The organism is Amycolatopsis oliviviridis, assembly GCF_014654365.1.
In the GTDB taxonomy this organism is placed as follows: Bacteria; Actinomycetota; Actinomycetes; order Mycobacteriales; family Pseudonocardiaceae; genus Amycolatopsis; species Amycolatopsis oliviviridis.
This window is the reverse complement of sequence record NZ_BNAY01000011.1, coordinates 250,133-272,160: the sequence shown is the minus strand read 5'-3', so window position 1 is coordinate 272,160 and position 22,028 is coordinate 250,133. Positions and strand designations below refer to the sequence as shown.

Below are 22,028 nucleotides of genomic sequence, written 5' to 3'. Positions count from 1 at the left end.
AAAACTCTGTATGACGTACGTTCATGTGTATGGTGTACATAGTTTCTGATCGTCTTCTCCCGAACGGATCACCATGACCTCGTCGAACGAGCCCCGCTGGTGGCGGCGCCCCTGGATCGTCCCGTTGATGCTGGTGGCGGGTGTTTTCCTGGCCTTCTCCGTCCCGCCGTACCTGACCTTCGACCCGGCACGGTCGCGGCTCGAACCGCCGCCGGGCGACGGCCTCTACTACCCGCTGCTCGTCGCGCACGTCCTCTTCGGGACGGTCGCCATGGTGACCGCCTGCTTCCAGGTCTGGCCCGCGTTCCGGGCCAAGTACCGGCGCGGGCACCGGATCACCGGGCGGATCTACGTCTTCGCCGGAGCTCTCCCCGCCGGGTTCGTGGGGCTGTACATCGGCTGGCACACCGCCGTGGGCCCGTCCGTGCGGGTGGCCAACCTGGTGGGCTCGGTGCTGTGGATCGCGGTCACGATCATCGGACTGCGGATGGCACGTCAGCGCCGGTTCGCCGACCACCGCCGGTGGATGTCCCGCAGCTTCGCGCTCGCGATGTCGATCGTGCTGAGCCGGGTGATCAACGTCGTGGCCACGATCGCGCTGACGCCGCAGCTCGACACCACCTTCGGCGGCAACGAAGTGCTCATGAAGTACAGCGCCCTGAGCATCGGGCCCTGGCTCGGCCCGCTGCTCCTGCTGGTGTTCGCGGACTTCGTGCTGGACCGCCGCAAGGCCCCGAAGAAGCCCGTGGCCGAGAGGAAGGTTTCCGGTCCGGGACGGACGCCTGCCCAGCCGGCTCGCTGACTCGGCCTCGGCCGCTTCCACCGCGGACGGTCAGCGGCGCGGTTCCCAGCGGAACATCCGGGAAGCCAGGACGACGGCGACGAAGACCCAGGCCAGCGTCGGGGCGAGCAGGAGTAGCGAATCGCCGACGGCGACCCCGCCGTTCCAGGCGTTGACGGCGAGTTCGGTGGCCGAGCCCCCGGGCAGCAGCCGCTTGAGCAGGGTCAGGTCGTCGGTGCCGGAGATGCCGACCCAGCTGGCCACGGCGATGACGCCGAGGCTGACCGGCAGGGTGGTGACCTGGGCGTGCTCGGGGGAGTTGGTCAGGCCGGCGGTGGCCAGGCCGAGGCCGATCATCATGGCGACGGTGGCGAGCACGGCCACCACCAGCAGGCCGACGTTGTCCGGCGTTTCGGCGATCACGCCCAGCACGGTCAGGATCACGGCCACCTGGACGAGCGCGATGACGGTGACCGGCAGTACCAGCCCGACCAGGATGGAGGAGTCCCCGGCCGCGGTCGAGCGCAACCGCTTGAGGAACAGGTTCTGCCGCCGCGAGGCCAGGGTGGTCACCGAGCTGGTGTAGAGACCGAACGCGCAGACGGTGAACATCAGGATCGCCGCGACGTAGCCGAGGCTGCCGATCTTTTCGAAGAGTTCGTGCTGGTAGACGAAGAACGCGCAGATCGCGAGGGGCATCACGAAACTGGTGATCAGGACCGAGCGGTTCCGGAAGATCTGGATCAGCTCGCTGCGGGCGATGGAAAGCATGGCTTGAGTCCTTTGTGGAGTGAGTGGTCGGCTAGTCGTTGTCGATGGCGCGGAAGACGTCGTCGAGCCGGGTCGGGCCCGCTTCGAGGTCCGCCAGCTCGATCGCGTTGTCCTGCGCCCACCGCAGCAGGGTGTGCAGGTCTTTCTGCAGGCCGAAGGTCTCGATGACGAACTTGCCGTCGTGTTCGCGCCTGCCCTGCAACGGCAGCGCCGGAGTCGACGGCGGAAGGGTGAACCGGATCACCGCGGGCAGCGTCCGCGTCAGTTCGGAGACCGTGCCCTCCTGGTGGAAGGTTCCCCGGTGCATCAGGCCGATGCGGTCGGCGCGCTGCTGCGCCTCCTCCAGGTAGTGCGTGGTGAGCACGATCGTGGAACCGTCCTCGCGCAACTTGTCGACGGCGTCCCACAACGCGTCCCGCGACTGGATGTCCAGGCCGGTCGTCGGCTCGTCGAGGAACACCAGCTCCGGCGAGCCGTACACCGCGGTCGCGAAGTCGAGCCGCCGCTTCTCGCCACCGGAAAGTTGTGACACTTTCGTGGTGGCTTTGCGGGTCAGATCCACGACGCCGAGCACTCGTTCGAGCCGGTCGGTGCGCCGGGTCAGCGCCCCGATCAGGTGGATCGTCTCCTTCACCGTCAGATCCGGTGAGAAGCCGCTCTCCTGCAGCATGATGCCCATCTTGGGCCGGACCGCGGCGCGGTCCCGCGGGCTCTTCCCGAGCACCCGCACCGTTCCCGACGTCGGGTTTCGGTGTCCTTCAAGGGTTTCCAAGGTCGAGGTCTTCCCGGCCCCGTTCGTGCCCAGCAGGGCGTAGAACTCGCCCCGCCCGACCTGGAAGGACAGATCCTTCACGGCGTGGAAGTCGCCGTACTTCAGGTTCAGCCGGTCTACGTCGATCACTGGTGTCGAAGTCATGCCTTGATCTCAACCGCTCCGGCCCGGTCCGGCCAGTGCGGCCACGTCATGATGAACCCATGACGCGGTGTCACTGTTGCCCGCCGTCACCCGGCGCCGATACTGGGACCATGTCTGATGTGGACACCGAGCCGGCGAAGGGCCAGCTGCGCAGGCTCAACCTCACCATGTTCTTCCCGGTGCTCGCCGTCGCCGGGGTGGCCGTGGTGGTGATGGACGCGCGGACCTGGTGGCACGCGGTCGTCCTCGGGGCGGGCACGGTGGCCGCGATGGTCGCCTTCGTGCGCTGGGCGGCGGGCGAAGTCCTGCGGGTCGCGATCCCGTGCCTGATCGTCACAGCCGCGGTATGGCCGTTCTCCGTACTGGTGGTCGGGGGTGGTTCGGCGTTCTTCGGGGTCTTCTTCGTGGGCGCTCTCGTCGTCCCCCAGCTGCCCCGCCATCGGGTCGCGGCCGCTTTCGCGCTCACCGCGTACATCGCGGGAGTGGGTGCCCTGAGGCTGCTGGTCGCCCACGACGACGTCTCCGGGGAGCTGATCCAGTTCGTCTTCGTCCCCGTCGCGATCACCGCCATCGTGCTCGGCCTCATGTTCCCCAACAAGCGGTTCTACGACGTCGTGCAGGAACTCGAAGAGTCGCGTGAACGGGAAGCGGAACTCGCCGTGATCCGCGAACGCGTCCGGTTTGCCAGCGATCTGCACGACATCCAGGGCCATACGCTGCACGTGGTGAAGCTGAAGACCGCGCTCGCCAGGAAGCTGGTGGACATCGACGCCGAGCGGGCCAAACAGGAACTGGGGGAGATCCACGCGCTCGTCAGCGACACGATCACGCAGACGAAGGAACTCGCCTATGCTCAGCGCGAGCTCAACCTCTCCGCCGAACTGGAGAACGCGAGGAACCTGTTCGAGGCCGCGGGGATCCGCGTGCGCGTCAACCGGGAGGCGGACGTCGACCCGGACGCGGGCAGGCTGCTCGGCCAGGTCCTGCGCGAGACCACGACCAACATCCTGCGCCACGCGCAGGCGACCCGGGTGCGGATCACCCTGTCGGAATGGAGCATCAGCATCGTCAACGACGGCGCTCAGCGCGCACCGCTGCCGGAACTGCGCGGGCTGGCCGCGCTCGAACAACGCGTCGTCGCCGACGGCGGCGAACTGACGGTGGAACAAGAGGACGGACAGTTCGTGACGGCCGCATCCTTTCCCGGCAAGCGTTCCGAAGTACTGGAGAAGCGATGACCACGGTGGTGCTCGCCGACGACGAAGCCCTGCTCCGCAAGGCGATGGCCGCGCTGCTCCCGCTGGAGGGTGAGATCACCGTCCTGGCGGAAGCGGAGAACGGCGAAGAAGCCGTCGAGGCGACCTTGCGGCACGAGCCCGACGTCCTCGTCATCGACCTCGAAATGCCCGGTGTGGACGGGCTCGGCGCGGTCGCGGAGATCCGCCGCACCCGGCCGAACCAGGTCATCCTCATGCTGACACGGCACGCGAAACCCGGGGTGCTGCGCAAGGCGCTCAAACTCGGCGTCCAGGGCTTCGTCAGCAAAGCGGCCGAACCCTCGCACATCACGTCCGTCATCGCCGCCCTGCACCAGGGCAAACGCTGGATCGACCCGGACGTCTCCGCGCTCGCCGTCGTCGACGACTGCCCCCTCACCGAGCGGGAGCTGGAGGTGCTGCGGGTGACCGGCGAAGGTTATTCCGTCGCCGAGATCGCCGCTCAGCTGCACCTCGCGCAGGGCACGGTGCGGAACTACCTCTCGAACGCCATGCAGAAGACGCAGACCCAGACCCGGCACGAGGCGGCCCGGTACGCCCGCGAGCACGATTGGCTCTAGCGCGCCCGGATATGAGCGCGTTCGCCCTGCGGTCCGAAAAGGACCAGGGTCTCGACGGCGTGCCCGTCGGCCGAGCCGAGCCAGTGCGGCAGCGCGGTGTCGAATTCGGCGGCCTCACCGGGCGGCAGGACCAGGTCCCGGTCGCCGACCACCAGCCGTAATCGTCCATTGAGGACATACACCCACTCGTAGCCGCCATGGGTCTGTGGCGTGGGTTCCGCCGGTTCGTCGCGGCCGGGGATCAGCATCTTGAACGCCTGCACGCCGCCCGCGCGCCGGGTGAGCGGCAAGAACGTCATGCCGTGGCGGTGAATCGGCTGCAGATGGATCCGCGGGTCGCCGGTGCGGGGCGCGCCGACGAGGTCGTCGAGGGGCACGCCGTGTACGCGGGCCAGCGGCAGCAGCAGTTCCAGTGTGGGCCGCCGCCCGCCGCTTTCCAGTCGCGACAAGGTGCTTTCCGAGATCCCGGTCGCCGCCGACAGCTCGGCCAGGGTCAGGCCGCGGTGTTTGCGCAGGGCGCGCAACCGGGGGCCGACCGCGTCCAGCACCTCGTCCGTCTCGTCCATGCCGTCGATCTTGCCAGGTCGGCAAGTTTTCGTGCCAATTCGCGGTGCCCGCGGCGAAGGTGGTGACCATGAACGCGACGGAATTCTGGGACGGACTCTACGAACGGCGCTCCGCCGGGACGCCGAAGGTGAACACGAGACTGGCCGAGATCGCCGGCCCGCTGACCCCGGGCACCGCGCTCGACCTCGGCTGCGGCGGCGGAGGAGACGCGCTGTGGCTGGCCGCCCGAGGCTGGCGGGTGACCGCTGCCGACATCTCCGGCGCGGCCGTGCGCTCGCTCCAGGACCGCGGCGAGCCGATCACAGCGCTCCGCGTCGACCTGGCCGAAGATTTCCCCGACGGCGCCTTCGACCTGGTGTCCGCGCTGTACTTCCACACGCCGTTCGCCCTGGACCGGGCCCGCGTGCTGCGGACCGCCGCGAACACGGTGAAGCCGGGCGGACGGCTGGTCGTCGTCGATCACGGCTCCGCCGCGCCGTGGTCGTGGGACCAGGACGCCGAGTACGCCACTCCGCTCGAAGTGGCCGCGGAGCTGGCGCTCGATCCGGTGGAATGGTCCATCGACCGCGCGGAGGCCGCCGAACGGCAGGCCACCGGCCCGGCCGGGCAGACCGCGACCGTCGTCGACCACGTCCTGGTGCTCCGGCGGGCAGGGCGATGAGCCGCAAACGCGACGCCGGGCCCCCGTCCACGGGAGCCGATGAGAAGGACGTGCTCGCCGGTTTCCTCGACTACCTGCGCGCCGGCGTCGTGGCCAAGGCCGAAGGGGTGCCGGAAGACCTGGCCCGGACACCGGGAGTGCCTTCCGGCACGAACCTGCTGGGCCTGGTCAAGCACCTGACGCAGGTGGAACGGCACTGGCTGCTCGGTCACCACGTCACCGACTGGAAGGCCACGTTCCACCTGGCACCGGACGAGACGACGGCGTCGATTCTCGCCGCCTACCGGGAAACCATCGCCGAGGCGAACGCCGAGATCGCGTCCTGGGACGACCTCGCCGCGAAGGCACCCCGCCGCGGATCACGGCGCTGGACGCTGACCCACCTGATCGAAGAGACCGCACGCCACGCGGGACACGCCGACATCCTGCGCGAACTGATCGACGGCGCCACCGGGCGCTGAAACGGAGATTCCCATGTTCCACCGAGCCGCCGCGTTCGTCGCGGCCCTCGCCCTGCTGACGGCCTGCGCCGCCCCGCCGTCCGCCCCGGCCTACGAGAACGTCACCCGCGGCGACACGGCTTTCGCGCAGACGTTCCGGCACGAGTTCGCCGACGTCGACGGGGTGAAGATGCACTACGTGACCGGCGGGAAGGGTGCCCCGCTCGTCCTGCTGCACGGCTGGCCGCAGACCTGGTACGGCTGGCATCGCGTGATGCCCGCGCTGGCCGAGCACTTCACGGTGTACGCGCTCGACCTTCCCGGCCTCGGCGACAGCACCGGATCGCCGCCGAGCTACGACAAGGCGACTCTCGCCCGCTACGTGCACGGGCTCGTCGCCGGAAAGCTGGGCCTGCGCGACGCCCGGATCGCCGGGCACGATCTCGGCGCCGCCGTCGCCTTCCAGTACGCCGCGCAGTTCCCCGGTGATCTCACCAAGCTCGCCTATCTCGACCTGCCGTTGCCCGGGCCCGCGCTGGACGCGACGGCTTACCGGAACCTGAGCTGGCACATCGCCTTCCACTCGCAGAAGACGGTTCCCGAGGCCGTCGTCGGCGACGACGTCCGCGAGTACCTTTCCCTGTTCTATCCCCAGGTCGCCCACTCGGGAACGGCCTTCGGCGGGCCCGGGGCGCCGTCGCCCTTCGACGACGCCGAGATCGACGAGTACGCCCGCACCTACACCAGGCCGGAAGTCCTGCACGGCGGCTTCGAGCTCTACCGCACGCTCGGCCAGGACGCGGCCGCGAACGTCGGCGCGAAGCCCATCACCACGCCCACTCTGCTGATGACCGCCGAAGGGCTCCTCGAACCGCAGAAGGCCACGCTGGCACCCCGCGTCGCCAACCTCGCCCGTGCCGTCGACGTGCCCCGGGCCGGACATTGGCTCGCCGAAGAGAATCCGGACTTCGTGAGCGCGGAGCTGATCGTCTTCCTGAAGTAGGTTGCCCGGGATCGACGACCTTTGCGATGCTTCGCGCGTGTCCTCACTTCCCATGCCCACAATGGACGTCCTCGATCGTCCTTTCCGCGAACAGTTCGACGTGTTCCTCGACGAACATCGCCGGGGCCTCGAAGCCTGTTTGGAGGGGCTGACCGAGGAGCAGGCGCGCCGGTCGCTCGTTCCTTCCCGCACCACGCTGCTCGGCCTCGTGAAGCACGCGACCTTCGTGGAGAAGGTGTGGTTCGACGAGGCCGTCACCTGCCGCTCGCGGGCCGAGATCGGAATCCCCGACACGCCGGACGAATCGTTCGTCCTGGACGACGAGGACACGATCGCCTCCGTGCGGCAGGCGTACCGCGAAGCCTGCGAGGCGTCACGGAAGGCGGCGTCGGCCCTCGACCTGGACGACCTGGTCCACGGGAACCGGCGCGGCCCGCTTCCGCTGCGCTGGGTGTACCTGCACATGCTGCGCGAACTCGCCCAGCACGGCGGTCACGCGGACATCCTGCGCGAGCAGATCCTGAGCGCTTAGCCGGTCATGAGCGGCGATTCGGGTTATTGAGGGGTCAGGCAAAGGTGTCCGGTTGACGTGGCCGATGAGGGCGCGGAGTGTCGCTCAGGGTGAGGGGTGTGTGGAAATAGGGACGTTGAACGTCCCTATTTCCACACACCCCTTCGCGACCGGTCCGGTCACGCGGACTGTGTGGATTTCGGTGCATCCAACGCACCAAAATCCACACAGTGGGTGCCCCAGGTCCGGCATCGCGCAGAGCCACTGACCCGCCCACGAACACGCCACCCCTGCCTTACCCCTCAAGAGAACCAACCGTGGCTTTGGTGCCTGCTGGATTCCGGCTGCGGTTGGTCCCAGGCCGTATGTCCGTGAAGGCCCCCTTCACGCGGCTCAGCCGAGGAAACTCGACCTTCACACCTTCCCATGTACATGAAGGCCCCCTTCCTTGCGCCAGGCGCAAGGAAGGGGGCCTTCATGTACTTCGGCGAGTTATCGCGTCAGGAGCGGGTCAGCGTGACCCCGTAGTTGCTCGCCGCGTCCACGACGGGCTGGTAGTAGGAGTACGAACCGGTCGCGTTGGAGCCCTGGTTCCAGCCGCAGTCGTGCCCGTCGTTGGGACCGCCGGAGGTCATGCCCTGCGCGGTGTTGCCCGCGATGTAGGCGCCGCCGCTGTCCCCGCCTTCGGTGCAGACGGTCGACTTGGCCAGCCCCGTGGTGGCGACGCTTTCCCCGCTGTAGCGCACGGTCTGGTTGTAGGCGGTGATCTTGCCGCAGGTCCAACCGGTGGTGTTGCCCGCCTTGCACAGCGTGGTGCCGACCGGGGCCTTCGAGCTGCCGGTGATCCGCACCGTGGTGCCCTTGCGGGTGTCCACGTAGCCGCGGCCGGTGTCCTCGTCGTCGATGTCCATCAGGCCCATGTCGACCGACGGGAACTCGGTGGCGACACCGCGTCCGATGTGGACGCCGTTGCGGTTCAGGATGTCCGGGTTGCCCTCGACGCAGTGCCCGGCGGTGAGCAGCACGTTGTCGCCGTCGCTGGTGGTGCCGGGGAAGCCGAGCGAGCAGTTGGTGCCGGGGTCGAGGTCCATGATCTGGCCGGGGATGACGTCGGCCTGCGTGGTGTTGCCGTTGGCGACCCCGGTCCGGACGGCGACGCCGGGCAGCGCCGAAAGCCGCCGGACGAGGGCGTCGTCGGCACCCGGCTGCACGGTGACGACGACCTGGTCGGCCGCGAGTTCCGGACCCCACGACTGCACCTGGCCGACATCGCCGCCGATCACGGTGCCGACGGTGGCGGCCAGGGCGTTCAGCGCGTTCTCGCCGCGGGCACCGACGCGCGGCGTCAGCCCGGCCGACCGGAGTGCCTGGGCGGACCCGGCGTCGGCGGCGTTCACCACGAGGGCGCCGGCGTCGTCGAAGTACGCGCCGTCGGTGTGCAGGCCGCGTGTTCTGATGTTCTCCAACGACGAGATCAGGTTCTTCTCGTGGTCGAGCTTCTGCGCGGCCTGGAGCGGGCTGACCCGGAGCTGGGCGGCGAGGGTCTCCAGCATCGTCTGGTCGTAGGCGTTGGCCGGTGCGGCGGTCGCCGGGGCGGCCAGCGCGCCTATTCCGGCACAGACACTCAGCAAAGTGAGCATGACGGGTCCGCGAATACGCATGCGAATTCCTTCGGTGAGGAGGGAATGACGAACCGCCGGAATATGTTCTAAAAGGCAGGGACCGGGCGGTTCATCTCGACGTGACGCACAGTACGAGCGCGCGTCGATCCCGTCGTAGCGCCGAAAGTAGGATCCGTGATCACGGTCCTACTTTCGTATGCGGAAAACGTGAATAGCCTGCGCAATCAATTGCGCGGAAGTGTCATTGTCCCAAAAGTGTCATCGGTCGCACTGCCGAGATAAGCGTCGAGCGCTGCTGCGCCGGAGAGCATCGCGCGGCCCCTTGCCGAAAGCCGGGAGTGCCAGTCCCGCAGCGTCGATTCGAGCGGAACGACCCCTCCGGCGGAACGGACCTGCTCGATCAGCGGCGCGATCCGCTCCAGGAGATAGCCGCCGCGCCGGAGCTGATGGGCCAGCTTGGCGTCGCGGACGTCGGCCGCGCTGTAGACGCGATAACCCGTCCGCGGGTCGCGTTCGGGCCGGAGCAGGCCGGCGTGCTCCCATTTGCGCAGGGTGGCGGGCCGGACGCCGAGTTTCCGGGACAGCGGGCCGACGAACATCTCGCCCCGTTCCTGCGGCACGGGCTCGAGGTCGCGGAGCGCGGCCGTGACGGCCTGGAGGGTGCGGCGGTCTTCGAGCAGTTGCGCGTGACTCTCGTCGACGAGCCGCAGCGCCTCCTCGACCGCGCCCTGGTTGACCGCCCCCATGATCGACGCCGCCGTCGCGTGGCCGTGTCCGGGTACCAGCGCCAGGAACGCGCGGAGGGCTCGTGCGTGCGATGACGTGTACGTGCGATAGCCCTGCGGGCCGCGTTCGGCGGCGGGGAGGATGCCGTCCGCCTCGTAGTTGCGGACGGCCTGTGTGGACAGACCGTGCTCACGCGCCAGATCGACCGGCCTCAGCCGTTCGCCGGTTCGAAGGTTTCGGCCCACTCGCCCCACGATACAAGTCTTGGGGTCCACTAATCGCGCGAGGATTCCGCCCGTCGTTCGTAACGCGCGCGAGCCCGCCGGTACGCGGTGTCGAGCAGTTCGCGGGTGACCGCTTCGGTCTTCGACGCCGGGTTCACGACCGCCAGCCAGCCCGCGGTCCCGTAGACGGGATGGGCGAGCACGGTGTCCTCGGTGCCGGGATCGACGTCGATTCCGGCCGCCTCCCGGGGCGTCCGGCCGAGGCGCTCGGTGAACTCCTCCTTCCCGGCGTGGATGTTCACGCGGAACGTGTCCGGCCGGTCCAGGCGCGAGGTCTCGTCGCCGGGATAGTTCTTGGTCACGATCGTCGCGAAGGGCTGGACGTTCGTCGGGACGACGCCGTCGGGGGAGTAGTAGAAGAAGGCGTCGCCCCAGCTGAGCTCCGGCCAGCCGTCGCCCGCCGAAGGGGTGAGGGCCAGGACGCCGTCGAGGCCCGATACGAGGCCGATGATCTCTTCGATGGTCATGGCTCAAGCGTCACATTAAAGTGCTTATGGAGGGTTCGAGGACGTTTTCGTGGGGGTGACGGTGTCAAGTCTCAAAACCGCGGAGATCGCGCGTCGGTCGGGCTACTCCGTCCAGCAGGTGCGCAACCTCGAACGCGACGGCGTGCTCCCGGCGGCGGCGCGGACGGCGTCGGGCTACCGGAACTACGGGGAGATCCACCTAAGGTCCGCGCTGGCCTACCGCGCGCTCGCCGCCGGCGTGGGGCCGGTCGAGGCCAAGAAGATCGTCCGGGCGCTGCACCGGGACCCACTCCCCGAGGTGCTCGCGCTGCTCGACGCGGCCCACGCCGGGCTCGACGCCGAGCGCGCGGATCTCAGGGAGGCCAGGGAAGCCGTCCGGGTGATCTCCCGTGAACCGATCGAAGACGTGCGCGGCTCGGACTCGATGAGCGTTTCCGAACTCGCGTCGGCGCTCGGCGTACGCCCGTCGACGCTGCGGCACTGGGACGCGGAACGGCTCGTCGTCCCCGACCGCGATCAGCGGGGGACACGGCGGTACACGCCGTCCCAGGTGCGGGACGCGCGGATCGTGCACCAGCTGCGGCTGGCCGGATACCGCGTCGAGCCTCTGCGCGCGCTGATGCCGGAGCTGCGGCGATCGCGGCGGCTGGACGACGTCGCGTCGGCGCTCGCGGCCCGGGACGAGGGCATCACGGCCCGCTCGCGGGCGCTTTTCGAAGGGACGCACCACCTCTATCTCTGCTCCGCGGATGCCCCGAGCGCCACGCCCGGGACGCTCGACGTCTCAAGCGTGGCGCTCGGGACCTCCCGCGGCTGAGCGTTCCCGCAGGGCCGCGAGCGCCTTGTCGGCGTGCACGTCGAACTTCAACTCGCTCTTGATCACCGCGAGGACCTTGCGGTCGGTGTCGATCACGAAGGTGTGCCGTTTGGCGTGCAGCGGGCTGAACCGGCGCCACACACCGAACTGTTTCGCGACGGTACCGTCCACATCGGACAGCAACGGATAGTCGAAACCGTGCAGGGCGGAGAATTCGCGCTGTTTGGTGACGCCGTCCGGGCTGATCCCGACGCGGTGCGCGCCGACCTCGCCGAATTCCGCCGCCAGGTCGCGGAAGTGGCAGCTTTCGGCGGTGCAGCCGCCGGTCATCGCGGCGGGATAGAAGAACAGCACGACCGGCCCGGTGGACAGGAAGTCCGACAGCGTGCGGTCCTTGCCGGTGTCGTCGGGCAGGGTGAAGTCCGGGGCGAGGTCTCCTTGATCCATGTCCGGCATTCGGAGCCCGGCGCGGCCCGGATTGGTCTCAGCGCGTGCAGCGCCAGAAGACCGTCGCGTCATACGGAGAGAGGACGAGCTTGTCGTACTCCTCGCAGTCCTTGAACCCGGCCCTGTCCGCCTGGGTCCGGGCGTCCTGGCGGGCGTAGAGGAGAGCGAAGCCGAAGCTGCTCGACCCGTGGCCCACGAACTCCTTGGTCTCCAGCGCGCTCGCGGAAGCCGGGGCGGCGATCATGCCCAGGACGATGACTGCGCCGAGCAGGATTTTCCTCATGAAGACAACGCTAGGGCGGAACGGTCCGCGATTCGCCCGCCGGTCGGGTGCCCCCGCGGCCTCCGACCGGCGTAGGTGCTTTCTCACGACGCGCGAGGCGGGAAACGGATATCGTCGCGGGCATGTCTTCTCGCAAGGTGGGCACTCAGCGTGCTTTCGACGCCGCGGCCGCCGATTTCGCCGCACTGGGGCGTCATCTGTGGGAGCCGATCGGCGCGGCCACGGTGGCGGCCGCCGGGCTCGGTGAAGGATCCCGGGTCCTCGACGCCTGCTGCGGCACCGGGGCGTCGGCGCTCCCGGCGGCGCGGGCGGTCGGGGCCGGTGGCTCGGTGGACGCGATCGACCTCTCCGGTCCGATGATCGGCGAGCTGCGCCGGCTCTCGGCGGACTTGCCGCAGTTGCACGCGCACGAAGCCGACGCGACGGCCTGGGAAACCGAGGGTTACGACGCCGTGTTGTCCGCGCTCGGCATTTTCTTCTTCCCCGACATGACGGCCGGTACCGAGCGGCTGATCAGCCGGGTCCGTCCCGGTGGCCGGGCCGTGTTCACCATCTGGCGGGACGGGGCCATGGTGACGGCCGGCCGTCATGCCGGACGGGCGATGGCCGAGGTGACCGATTCCGCGCCGCCGCCGGAGCGGGAGCCGAGCCTGATCGACCGGATCAACCAGGCCGGCACCTACGCCGAGTGGCTTTCCGGCCGCGGTCTGTCCGAAGTGGACGTCACGGTCAACGAACTGCGGCTGCCCATGACGCCCGAAGTGGCGTGGCTGGTCATCATCGGTTCCGGCTTCCGGGGCATCGTCGACGGTCTCGAACCCGACGTCGTCGAGCGGGTGCGCGAGCGCTACCTCGAGTCGTTGAGCGCAGACGGCGTCACCGAACTCGACGCCACCACGCTGGTGGGCTCGGGCACCGTCCGCTGATCCCCCGACGGCCTCGGCTGACGGCCCGCGTTTCGTCCTCTGGATGCGGTCCTTGCACACGCAACGACCGCATCCAGAGGACGAAACGCGAGGAGTTCGGTGTACAGTCGTTCACTCAAACCGGGTGAACGGCGGGAACGGGTGCGACCAGACAACGACTCCTCTGTCCGGGGCCGCGGGCAAGGGCCGTTCGGCTCCTGGCTGCTCGGTCCGCTCGATCAGGACGCGGCCGTGCTGCGCCGTCGCGTCCAGGGGCTGCTCACCGGCACCCTGATCGCGACCAACGTCATCGGCGCGCTGGTCGTGGTCGGGCTGGCGGCCCTGCTCATGCCCGCTCCCGGGATGTCCGGCGACCTCGTGCGCGTCACCGCGATCGCGGTCCCCGTCTACGTGGTCTCCGCCGTCGTCGTGGGCGCGCTGTGGGGCACTCGCGGCGCGCTGCGGACGTTGCGCTGGGCCGCCGAAGGCCGGAAGCCGACCGACGACGAACGCGCTGCCGGCCTGCGGGTGCCGTTGCGCCTGACGCTGGTCCAAGCGGTGCTCTGGGGCGTCGCGACCTTGGTGTTCGGCGCGCTGGCCGCGCTGGTGCAGCCGCGGGTCGTGCTGACCGAACTGCTCGTCGTCGCGTTCGCGGGAGTGGTCGTCTGCGCGATCGCCTATCTCGCGGGCGAGTTCATCCTGCGGCCGTACGCGGCCTTGGCCTTGGCGGGCACTTCACCGGCGCGGCCGCTCAGCGGCGGGGTCAACCTGCGCATGCTGCTGTTCTGGTGCCTCGGCACCGGGGTTCCGGTGGCCGGGCTGGTGGTCACGGCGATCCTGGCATGGGTGCGCGGCGACGTGTCGACCACGAAACTCGCCATCTCCGTGATCGTGCTCGGCCTGGTCGTGCTGTGCTTCGGACTGCTGGTGACCGTGTTCACCGCCCGCGCCGTGGTGAACCCGATCCGATCGGTGCAGCACGCGCTGGGCCGGGTGCGGGCCGGTGACTTCACCGTGGAGATCCCGGTCTACGACGGCACCGAACTCGGCCTCCTGCAGGCGGGTTTCAACGGGATGGCCGTCGGCCTCGCCGAACGCGAACGTTTGCGAGACCTGTTCGGGAGGCACGTCGGCGAGGACGTCGCCACCGAGGCGATGCGCGCCACCACCGCCGAACTCGGCGGCACCGTGCGGACGGTGTCGGTGCTGTTCGTCGACCTGATCGGCTCGACGGCGCTGGCCGCGAGCCGTCCGCCGGAGGAGGTCGTCGGGCTGCTCAACCGGTTCTTCGCGGTGGTGGTCGACGAGGTCGACCGCAACCACGGGCTGGTCAACAAGTTCGTCGGTGACGCCGCGCTCGCGATCTTCGGCGCACCGGTGCGGCTGGAGGATCACGCGACCCTCGCGCTGTCCGCGGGCCGGGCGATCGCGCGCAGGCTGGCGGCGGAGGTGCCGGAATGCCCGGCCGGGATCGGGGTGGCGACGGGCGAGGTGGTCGCCGGGAACGTCGGCGACCCGCGGCGGTTCGAGTACACGGTCATCGGCGACCCGGTCAACGAAGCCGCCCGGCTGACCGAACTGGCGAAGAACGTCGAAGCCCGGTTGCTCGCTTCGTGGACGGCGATCGAGTCGGCGGACGAGACCGAAGCCGGACACTGGAAAGCGACGGAGGACGTCACCTTGCGAGGCCGGTCCCGGCCCACCACACTCGCGACCCCGAGGATCGAACGGGTGTCGGATTCACAGTCTTTGTGAAGGGATCGTGAATCTTGCGCGACGGCCGCGTCCCGCCGTCCGTGGATCCCGGCGTTTCCTGGCCCGCGAGCGCGACCCTGATCTGTGAACGATCACAGGGGTTCCTTGGCGCCCGGCGAGGGCGTTGTCCCCGGAGCCGTTGCGGCGCACGGTGATCTCCCCATCCCCGTGTCAAAGGAGACATCTGTGAAGAGCCTTTCGAGGGCCGTACTGGCCACCGGAGCCGCCGTCTTCGCGCTGAGCATGCTGCCCGCCACCGCCCTCGCGCAGCCCGGCGACGCCGGGGACCGGCCCACCGGCCTGATCAAGACCCAGACCCACACCCAGGTCCGCGAGGTCGCGCCGGTCGCGGGGAACGCGCTCACGGTCGCTTCGACGCTCGCGTCCAAGCAGCTGAACTACACCCAGCAGGTACAGCAGCAGAACCAGTGGTGCTGGGCCGCGGACGGTTCGAGCATCGAGCGGGCGCAGGGCGGCACCGCCACCCAGGCCCAGTTCTGCGCCGCGGGCAAGGGCACCTCGGCCGGGTACTGTCCGAACCAGGCTGCCCAGATCCCCGAGATCGTCCGCGGCTTCCGCGGCACCGGTTTCTCCGCGCAGGACGCGGGCGGGCCGATCAGCTTCAACTCGGTCGTCAGCCAGGTCGACGCCGGGATCCTGAACCTGACGGGGATCTACTGGACCTCCGGCGGTGGCCACGCCGAGGTGATCTACGGCTACGACTCGGCGAACCAGTCGATCATGGTCGGTGACCCGTGGCCGACCTACCAGCGCTACCAGACCTGGAACTACAACCAGTACCGCAGCAACGGCCAGTTCCGCTGGAACGACACCATCGTCAACATCCGGAAGGGCTGAGACGCGGTCATGAACACGATCTGCCGGAAGTTCTGCGGTTGTCTCGCGGTGGCCGTCGCGACGCTGCTCCCCGCCACGGTGCCCGCCTCGGCGAGCGAGAAGGTCGTCCCGCCCTCGGACGGCGATCTCGCGGCCGCCGTGAGCGTCGCCGCGCAGCCGGACGCGATCGGCCTCGCGAGATCGAACTTCCGGCAGGTCGACCACATCGAACCCCAACGGATCACGATGGGGGAGAAGGGTTTCCCGGTCTACACCCTCAATCCCGACTTCGTCACGGGAATCGCCGGGGCGCCGGCGGGCGTGCTGCGGTCCGTCGCCGTGACGGCCACCGCCGACTCCGGTCAGAAGGCGACCTTGCAGGCGATGCCGGAAGGTCCGGGGAAGTGGGTCGCCGCGAGCGTGTTCTCCGGGAACGACGAGGAGACGTTGAGCGGGCGGCTGCGGCCCGGTTCGGTGCTGCTCAACGAACCTCAGATCAACGGCTGGTACGAACTGCGTCCCGACGGCGTGGTGCTGTTGCAGGCGAGCCTGCCGCAGTCGCCGGTGGGGAAGCTCCTCCCGCTCGCCGAATACCAGCGGAACGTCCACGGCCGCTACGCCGACAAGATGCCGGGATCGGACTACCAGCGCGACGGCGGGATCGGCTTCGCGCAGGCCGCCGCGCCCCCGGCCGCCGACACCGGCCTGCCCGCGTCGATCGTGGCCGGTTTGATCGCCGCGGGTGTCGCCGGGGTGGCGGTCGTGCTGTTCGCGGTGCGGCGGCGGCGCGCCCTCACTCCCAGATGAGGTCGATCCCCGCGATCCCGACGCCGAGATCCTCGAAGTAGGCGCTGACCGTCGCACCCGGACCGGGATGCAGCGGTTCGCTGACCACGGGAGCCAGTTCTTCGCGCTCCCGCACGGTTTTGACGCAGCGGGCCGGGATCGCGGCGGGGTCGAACCGCATCCGGAGCAGGTACGCCGACATGCGGGCCCGCACCGTCCGGTGGAAACAGGTGGCCCGGACCGACGCGGCCAGCCGCAACGTGAACGCGAAGGTGTGCGTTTCCCCTTCGGCCAGGCTGCGGTCGAAGAGGAGCTCGAACACCATTCCCGGTGACGTGGTGCTCCGGCGGACTCTGCCTCTTCGGCAGCCATCGGTGGCGGAGACCGTCGTGGCTTCCATGTCGGTGCCGTCTTCGTCCTGATGAGTCACCACGAAACCGTCCGCGCCGGGTTCCCGCGCGCGCACCACCATGGTCGACGTGATCTCCGAGGCCCGTCCCTGCCCGGTCATGGTCAGCACGTCGACGACGGTCACCACGTCGAGTTTCGCGTTTCCCACCGCACCGGGTGATTCGCTCAGTTCGTCCATCAACGAGCAGGTTTCGGCCCAGCTCTGCCGCAGTTCCACCACCGAGGGCCTGCGGTCGTCGTCGGGTGCTCGCCGCTGCGGTCCGACCAGGACGACCAGACTGTCCGGCGGCAGCCCCAGCACCGCTTCGAGCGCACGGACGATGTCGAGCGAGCGCGGCGTGGACGGATGCCGGAGCCCGCGCTGCCAGTAACTCAAGGTCGATTCGGCCACGGAAACGCCGCGCGCCGCCAGATGCGCGCGGATGCGGGACAGGGAAAGCCCGCGATGCTCCACCGCTTCGGAGAGCGCGCGATGGAATGGTCCGGACCTGACCGCGTCCGGCACCGTTCGCCGCTCGCTGGATTCCTCGCGTTCCTGGTACATGGCACCCCCACCGACGCCGGGTTGGCGCAAAGCATGCGCAGTCCGGCGCCGGTCGGCAACCGTCGAAGGTCGAGAACCGGACTTTCCGCCCCGTCAGGCGAATTCGAGCCGCAGGCTCTCCATCCCGCGCAGCGTCACCTGCTTCACCCAGACCGGATCGGCCGTCCGCCGGAAGGCGCGGCCGGTACCGAGCAGCGTGTCGAACAGGGTCCGCCCTTCCAGTCGCGCCAGCGGGGCGCCGAGACAGAAGTGGATGCCCTGTCCCAGCGCGAGATGCCTCGGTGAGGGACGGTCGACGTCGAAACGGTCCGGCCGCTCGTACGCGCGCGGGTCGCGGTTGGCCGCTCCCAGCAGCAGGACCGCCTGAGCGCCCTCGCCGACGGGCAGACCGCCGATGGTCGTGTCCCGCAAGGCGATCCGCATGGTCAGCTGGACGGGGGAGTCGAACCGGAGCATCTCCTCGACCGCGTTCGGGATCTTCGACCGGTCCTCGGCCAGTTTCCGGTGCTGCTCCGGGTTGTCCAGCAGCGCGAGGACCCCGTTGCCGATCAGGTTGGTCGTCGTCTCGTGCCCGGCGACCAGCAGGAGCATCGCGGTGGCCACCAGTTCGCCCTCGCTGAGCCTGTCGCCCTCGTCGGACACCGACACCAGATCGGAGAACAGGTCGCCGGTCGGCCGCTTCCGCCGTTCCGCCGCCAGTTCACGGAAGTAGCCGACGAACTCGCGCCGGGCGGCGACGGCCGCCTCGACGGTCTCCGGCGCGATCAGGAAGGCCGGGTCGAGCGCGCGCCCCATGGCGTCCGACCACCGCTCGAAGCGGTCGCGGTCGGCCAGGGGCACCCCGAGCAGCTCGCTGATCACGACGACCGGCAGCGGCTTCGCGACCTCGGTCATCAGGTCGAATTCGCCCCTTTCGACCGCTTTGAAGACGAGTTCCTTCGCCAGCTCCTCGACCCTCGGGGCGAGCTGTTCGACCATCCTCGGCGTGAACGCCTTGGACACCAGCCGCCGCAGCCGCGTGTGATCGGGCGGGTCGAGCCCCAGGAACGACCGGACCACCCTGCCCTGGTCGTCCACCGGCTCGTTCTCGTGCGGATCCGGCAGCACCTCCGGCTCCGAATGCCCGAACGCCGGGTTCTTCAGCAGCGCGGACGCCTCCTCGAACCCGCTCACCACGAAAAACCGGTCGGCGGCCTCGAACACCGGGCCGCGGTCGAAGACCTGACGGTAGAACGGGTACGGATCGGTCCTGGTCTCCGGCGTGAGCAGGTTCTCGAGCATGACCCCGATCCTAGGCCGTGTCCTCGGTCTTCCGTGGCGTATTCGGTCCGAGTGATCGTGAGTGGCAATGAGGATTATTGGGTAAGGCGAAGGTGTCATGCTCGCTCGCTGGTGTGTCGGCTTCGGATGTTGTGAAAGCCACTTTCGCAACCTCCAACGTTGCGAAAGTGGCTTTCACAACGCACCGAGTTACCGGTCTGCCGCGGGCCGAGGGGGTCGTGAGTGGCGATTCGGGTTCTAACCCCATTTGCCGCTCACGACCACCCCGACCGGCGCCTCACCGCCGGACCACAGGCTCAGCCGCCGAGGATTTCCGCCGGTGTGGCGAAGCGATACCCCAGCGCCCGCAACGAGTTCACCAGGTCCCGCAGGCCACCCTCGCCGAGGAACGGGTGGTAGAAGAAGCCGGCGACGTTGTCACGGACGACGAGCGCGCTCTGGGCGTCGGCGAGCATGTCGACGGCGGTGCGGGACGCGTGCTGGTTGAACGCGACGGGCGCCACGTTGCCGATGTTCTCGGGGACGACGTTCGCGCCGTAGACGTCACGCACCGGGTACGGGAAGAACTGGCCGTACACCTGTTCCGCCGTCGCGGTCGCCGTCGACCCGCAGCGGCCGCCGGGGCAGAAGCCCGCGTAGTAGCTGCCGCGGTCGTAGCGGGCCTGGAAGAGTTCGGTGGTCCGCTGGTAGTCCACGGCGGAACCGCCGTAGTGCGGGAATTCGAACATCGTCGGCTCCGGGAGGGCCACCCGCCGGAATTCCCCGAGCCCGGTCGCGATGCGGTCGTCGAACCATCGCGCCGAGTCCTCGGGCATCGGCCCGTCCATGTGCACGACGCCGTCGCCGTCGACACTCGACTTGTAGAACTCGAAATCGCTCGCGCTCACCCCGTCGTACGGGTTCGGGCCGCTGTCGCTCTGGTGGCTGTAGCCGTGCATGACCAGCGTGGCGCCCGCCTGGACGGCTTCCTTGAGCACGTCGACCAGTTCCGGCGAGTCCACCAGCCGCGCGGAGGTCGGAGCGCCGTTGTTGGCCCGGCCCTGCGGATCCGAGTAGTACGGGTAGACCGCGAGGGAGAACGGGATCTTCTCGCGGATGAGGAAGTCCGTGACCCGGCGGAGTTCCTCCGGTTTGGTCCGCGGGCCGACGTCTTCGAGCCGGATCAGCGCGCGGTGCCGGTTCGGCGCCTGCGGCGACAGGACACCCAGCAGGATGTCGGCCGCGGCGAGGTAGCGGTCCTGTGCTTCGGCGTACGCGTAAGGAACTTCGGCCACGTACGTCAACTGTCCTGAATGGACGGCCCAGGGTGTCGGCGTGCCGCCGGGAGCGCTCGCCTCGGCCAGGACCTGGACCTTCGCCGGATCGCGGACGTCGATCGCGACGACCCCGGTGCCCGACCGGGGATCGCGGCGCAGGGGAGTGCCCTTGTAGGTGACGGTGGTGGGGTTGTCGTCGCGGTAGCGTTCCGCGCGCCAGCCTGGTCCGCCCGCCGCTTTGCCCGCACTGGCGTGCAATTGCCAGATGTTGGCCCCGATCCACACCACGGGGATCCGCGCCGCCGTGACGTCGTCGAGGAACGCCTTCGGCAACGCCGCGTCGGAGACCGAGCCGAGGTACACGATGGCCTGGAAGCCGTTCGCCTGCCGGGCCCGGTAGTCGGCGGCCGGCTGCATGGTCCAGGCGGTGCCGCGGGAGACGAGGTTCGCGGTGAACATCGCGTACGCCTCGGCCGTCCGGACCTCTTCGGGCGAGGACGTGGTCCCGTCCTTCTTGCGCCCGTCGTCGTAGAGCACGAGGGTCTTGCGGTTCGGATCGCCGCCGGGACCCGGCATTCCCGCCTTGGCCGCTTCGGGAAGACGCCCGGCGAGCGAAACCGGCGTGGCGGGCGGCGAAGCCGTGACCGGATCCGTCCCGGTGACCTGGACGAGCACGACCGCGGCGACCGTGACGGCGACGACCGCGACCACGGCGAGCCGGAACCAAGCGGGCAAACGGAAGCGCTGTCCGCCCTTGTCCTTCGTCATCGGGTCAGACCTCGGCCAGTTCGTTCGCGGAGGCGGGCCGGAATGGGGCGGGCAGGTCCGGGGCCAGGCCCAGCAGATGCGCGAGGGCCTGCTCGGTCCGTCCGGCGGCGGCGCCGTCGCCGAACGGGTTGCCGCTGCTCATCATCCGCGTGCGCGCCGCCGGGTCGTTCAGCAGTTCCTTCGCCGTCGAGACGATCTTGCCGTGATCGGTGCCGACGAGCAGCGCGCAGCCGGCGTTCACGGCCTCCATGCGTTCGGTGACGTCGCGGAGCACCAGGACCGGGACGCCGAACGTCGGGGCTTCTTCCTGGATGCCACCGGAATCGGAGAGCACGAGCGTGCTGGCGGCCAGCGTCGCGGCCAGTTCGGGATAGGGCAGCGGACCGGTGATCAGCGCGCCCGGTGTGTCCGCCAGTTCCTCGCGGACCAGGCTCCGCACCTCCGGGTTCGGATGCGCGGGAAGTACCACCCGCAGTTCCGGATCCGCGGCCATCAGTTCGGTCACCGCGCGCAGGACCCGGCGCATCGGCTCGCCCCAGGATTCGCGGCGGTGGAGGGTGACCAGCATCAGTTTGACCGCGCCGCGGGTCGCGTTTTCGAGCAGTGTCGCCAATTCCGGATCGTGCACCGTGGTGGATTTGTCCGTCACCGTGAGGATCGCGTCGACGACGGTGTTCCCCGCGACGAGCACGTTCTCCTCGGGTACCCCTTCGGCGCGCAGGTTCGCGGCGGCGTCGGGGGTCGGGGCGAGGTGGAGCGCGGCCGCCTGGCTCACCAGTTTCCGGTTGAGTTCCTCGGGAAACGGCGCGCCCAGGTCGAACGAGCGGAGGCCCGCTTCGAGATGCACGACGGGCACGCGGCGCCAGAACGCGGCGAGCGCCCCGGCCAGGGTGGTCGTCGTGTCGCCCTGGACGACCACGGCGGCGGGCGGCCGCCGGTCGGCCACTTCTTCGAGACCCGTGAGAAGGCCGGAAAGGAGTTCCGGCTGGGAACCCGTTCGCCTGATCAGCGTCAGGTTTTCATCCGCCGTCAAGCCGAAGGTCGCCAAGGCCTGGCCGACCATTTCCGGATGCTGTCCCGTGGCGATCACCACGGGCCGCATCCGGCCTTCGGTAGCCAATGCCTTGGCCACCGGAGCCAGTTTCACGGCTTCCGGGCGGGTTCCCGCGACCAGCCAGATTTCGGGCATGACGTCGGTCTCGTTCTGTGCGTTACGCACCTGGTCCTTCTTCCGGGTTCGCGCTGAGGTACGGCGTGAATTCGTCGTTGAAGTCACGAAAGAGTGGTAGGTGAGGCGAGGATCACTGGTTGATGGTCACCTTTACGGGGGATCGTCGCCCGCGAACGTTAAC

General features: G+C 69.2%; 24 protein-coding genes. 12 read left to right on the top strand and 12 right to left on the bottom strand.

Translation table 11 applies throughout. The annotated features are described in order from the left end of the window. The first annotated feature begins 73 nt into the window (after positions 1-73). On the top strand, positions 74-802 hold the full coding sequence (locus IE302_RS37280; RefSeq protein ID WP_191259158.1) for a DUF2306 domain-containing protein: 729 nt from the start codon (positions 74-76) through the stop codon (positions 800-802). 30 nt (positions 803-832) lie between these two features. Here the strand turns inward: IE302_RS37280 and IE302_RS37275 are convergent, their stop codons facing one another. Beyond that, positions 833-1,552, bottom strand: coding sequence for an ABC transporter permease (locus IE302_RS37275; RefSeq protein ID WP_191259157.1), 720 nt, complete (start codon positions 1,550-1,552; stop codon positions 833-835). Positions 1,553-1,583: 31 nt separating this feature from the next. Then, complete coding sequence (locus IE302_RS37270; RefSeq protein ID WP_191259156.1) at positions 1,584-2,468, bottom strand: ABC transporter ATP-binding protein; 885 nt, start codon at positions 2,466-2,468, stop codon at positions 1,584-1,586. 119 nt (positions 2,469-2,587) lie between these two features. On the opposite strand from IE302_RS37270, the gene IE302_RS37265 reads away from it, so the two are divergent. Both IE302_RS37265 and IE302_RS37260 read left to right on the top strand, forming a co-directional pair. Then, positions 2,588-3,706, top strand: coding sequence for a sensor histidine kinase (locus tag IE302_RS37265; protein WP_191259208.1), 1,119 nt, complete (start codon positions 2,588-2,590; stop codon positions 3,704-3,706). Beyond that, positions 3,703-4,305, top strand: a complete 603-nt coding sequence (locus tag IE302_RS37260; protein ID WP_191259155.1) for a response regulator transcription factor — start codon at positions 3,703-3,705, stop codon at positions 4,303-4,305. The genes IE302_RS37265 and IE302_RS37260 overlap by 4 nt, the downstream gene beginning before the upstream one ends. Here the strand turns inward: IE302_RS37260 and IE302_RS37255 are convergent. Further along, positions 4,302-4,871 (bottom strand): helix-turn-helix domain-containing protein, encoded by a 570-nt coding sequence (locus IE302_RS37255; protein WP_191259154.1) that lies wholly within the window; start codon positions 4,869-4,871, stop codon positions 4,302-4,304. The genes IE302_RS37260 and IE302_RS37255 overlap by 4 nt on opposite strands. A 68-nt stretch (positions 4,872-4,939) precedes the next feature. On the opposite strand from IE302_RS37255, the gene IE302_RS37250 reads away from it, so the two are divergent. From IE302_RS37250 to IE302_RS37235, 4 genes are read left to right on the top strand one after another with little or no spacing between them, the layout of a single operon-like run. Beyond that, a complete protein-coding gene (locus IE302_RS37250) occupies positions 4,940-5,533 on the top strand; it encodes a class I SAM-dependent methyltransferase (RefSeq protein ID WP_191259153.1) in 594 nt (197 codons plus the stop codon). Beyond that, positions 5,530-5,994: a DinB family protein gene (locus IE302_RS37245; protein WP_191259152.1), complete on the top strand. Its 465-nt coding sequence runs from the start codon at positions 5,530-5,532 to the stop codon at positions 5,992-5,994. Before IE302_RS37250 ends, IE302_RS37245 begins: the two co-directional genes overlap by 4 nt. 13 nt (positions 5,995-6,007) lie before the next feature. Continuing rightward, positions 6,008-6,976 (top strand): alpha/beta fold hydrolase, encoded by a 969-nt coding sequence (locus IE302_RS37240; protein WP_191259151.1) that lies wholly within the window; start codon positions 6,008-6,010, stop codon positions 6,974-6,976. Between the two features lie 52 nt (positions 6,977-7,028). Further along, complete coding sequence (locus IE302_RS37235) at positions 7,029-7,508, top strand: DinB family protein (RefSeq protein WP_191259207.1); 480 nt, start codon at positions 7,029-7,031, stop codon at positions 7,506-7,508. Positions 7,509-7,987: 479 nt separating this feature from the next. Here the strand turns inward: IE302_RS37235 and IE302_RS37230 are convergent, their stop codons facing one another. The 3 genes from IE302_RS37230 to IE302_RS37220 form a co-directional block, all read right to left on the bottom strand. Then, entirely contained in the window at positions 7,988-9,148 is a 1,161-nt protein-coding gene (locus tag IE302_RS37230) for a S1 family peptidase (RefSeq protein WP_191259150.1), read from the bottom strand. A gap of 185 nt (positions 9,149-9,333) precedes the next feature. Beyond that, positions 9,334-10,080 (bottom strand): TioE family transcriptional regulator, encoded by a 747-nt coding sequence (locus IE302_RS37225; protein WP_191259149.1) that lies wholly within the window; start codon positions 10,078-10,080, stop codon positions 9,334-9,336. A 29-nt stretch (positions 10,081-10,109) separates the two neighbouring features. After that, the gene (locus tag IE302_RS37220) at positions 10,110-10,586 is read right to left on the bottom strand and encodes a DUF6194 family protein (RefSeq protein WP_191259148.1); all 477 of its coding nucleotides are present in this window, start codon (positions 10,584-10,586) and stop codon (positions 10,110-10,112) included. 61 nt (positions 10,587-10,647) lie between these two features. Between IE302_RS37220 and IE302_RS37215 the strand changes: the two genes are divergently transcribed. Then, positions 10,648-11,403, top strand: coding sequence for a MerR family transcriptional regulator (locus IE302_RS37215; RefSeq protein WP_229908183.1), 756 nt, complete (start codon positions 10,648-10,650; stop codon positions 11,401-11,403). On the opposite strand, the gene IE302_RS37210 is transcribed toward IE302_RS37215, so the two are convergent. Then, on the bottom strand, positions 11,371-11,850 hold the full coding sequence (locus IE302_RS37210; RefSeq protein ID WP_191259147.1) for a peroxiredoxin: 480 nt from the start codon (positions 11,848-11,850) through the stop codon (positions 11,371-11,373). The two genes, IE302_RS37215 and IE302_RS37210, sit on opposite strands and share 33 nt — an antisense overlap. A 37-nt stretch (positions 11,851-11,887) precedes the next feature. Then, on the bottom strand, positions 11,888-12,133 hold the full coding sequence (locus tag IE302_RS37205) for a hypothetical protein (RefSeq protein WP_191259146.1): 246 nt from the start codon (positions 12,131-12,133) through the stop codon (positions 11,888-11,890). A gap of 122 nt (positions 12,134-12,255) precedes the next feature. Between IE302_RS37205 and IE302_RS37200 the strand changes: the two genes are divergently transcribed. The 4 genes from IE302_RS37200 to IE302_RS37185 all read left to right on the top strand — a co-directional run bounded on the left by IE302_RS37200 (position 12,256) and on the right by IE302_RS37185 (position 16,437). Next, positions 12,256-13,059 (top strand): class I SAM-dependent methyltransferase, encoded by an 804-nt coding sequence (locus IE302_RS37200; protein ID WP_191259145.1) that lies wholly within the window; start codon positions 12,256-12,258, stop codon positions 13,057-13,059. Between the two features lie 141 nt (positions 13,060-13,200). Continuing rightward, positions 13,201-14,793, top strand: coding sequence for an adenylate/guanylate cyclase domain-containing protein (locus IE302_RS37195; RefSeq protein WP_191259206.1), 1,593 nt, complete (start codon positions 13,201-13,203; stop codon positions 14,791-14,793). A 186-nt stretch (positions 14,794-14,979) separates the two neighbouring features. Then, complete coding sequence (locus IE302_RS37190; protein WP_191259144.1) at positions 14,980-15,651, top strand: papain-like cysteine protease family protein; 672 nt, start codon at positions 14,980-14,982, stop codon at positions 15,649-15,651. Between the two features lie 9 nt (positions 15,652-15,660). Further along, complete coding sequence (locus IE302_RS37185; RefSeq protein ID WP_191259143.1) at positions 15,661-16,437, top strand: hypothetical protein; 777 nt, start codon at positions 15,661-15,663, stop codon at positions 16,435-16,437. On the opposite strand, the gene IE302_RS37180 is transcribed toward IE302_RS37185, so the two are convergent. The 4 genes from IE302_RS37180 to wecB all read right to left on the bottom strand — a co-directional run bounded on the left by IE302_RS37180 (position 16,424) and on the right by wecB (position 21,895). Continuing rightward, complete coding sequence (locus tag IE302_RS37180) at positions 16,424-17,371, bottom strand: helix-turn-helix domain-containing protein (protein ID WP_191259142.1); 948 nt, start codon at positions 17,369-17,371, stop codon at positions 16,424-16,426. The two genes, IE302_RS37185 and IE302_RS37180, sit on opposite strands and share 14 nt — an antisense overlap. Positions 17,372-17,464: 93 nt before the next feature. Continuing rightward, entirely contained in the window at positions 17,465-18,652 is a 1,188-nt protein-coding gene (locus tag IE302_RS37175) for a cytochrome P450 (protein WP_191259141.1), read from the bottom strand. Positions 18,653-18,948: 296 nt separating this feature from the next. After that, positions 18,949-20,676 (bottom strand): DUF2334 domain-containing protein, encoded by a 1,728-nt coding sequence (locus IE302_RS37170; protein WP_191259140.1) that lies wholly within the window; start codon positions 20,674-20,676, stop codon positions 18,949-18,951. Positions 20,677-20,680: 4 nt separating this feature from the next. Further along, the gene (gene wecB / locus IE302_RS37165) at positions 20,681-21,895 is read right to left on the bottom strand and encodes a non-hydrolyzing UDP-N-acetylglucosamine 2-epimerase (RefSeq protein WP_191259139.1); all 1,215 of its coding nucleotides are present in this window, start codon (positions 21,893-21,895) and stop codon (positions 20,681-20,683) included. Between the last annotated feature and the right edge of the window lie 133 nt (positions 21,896-22,028).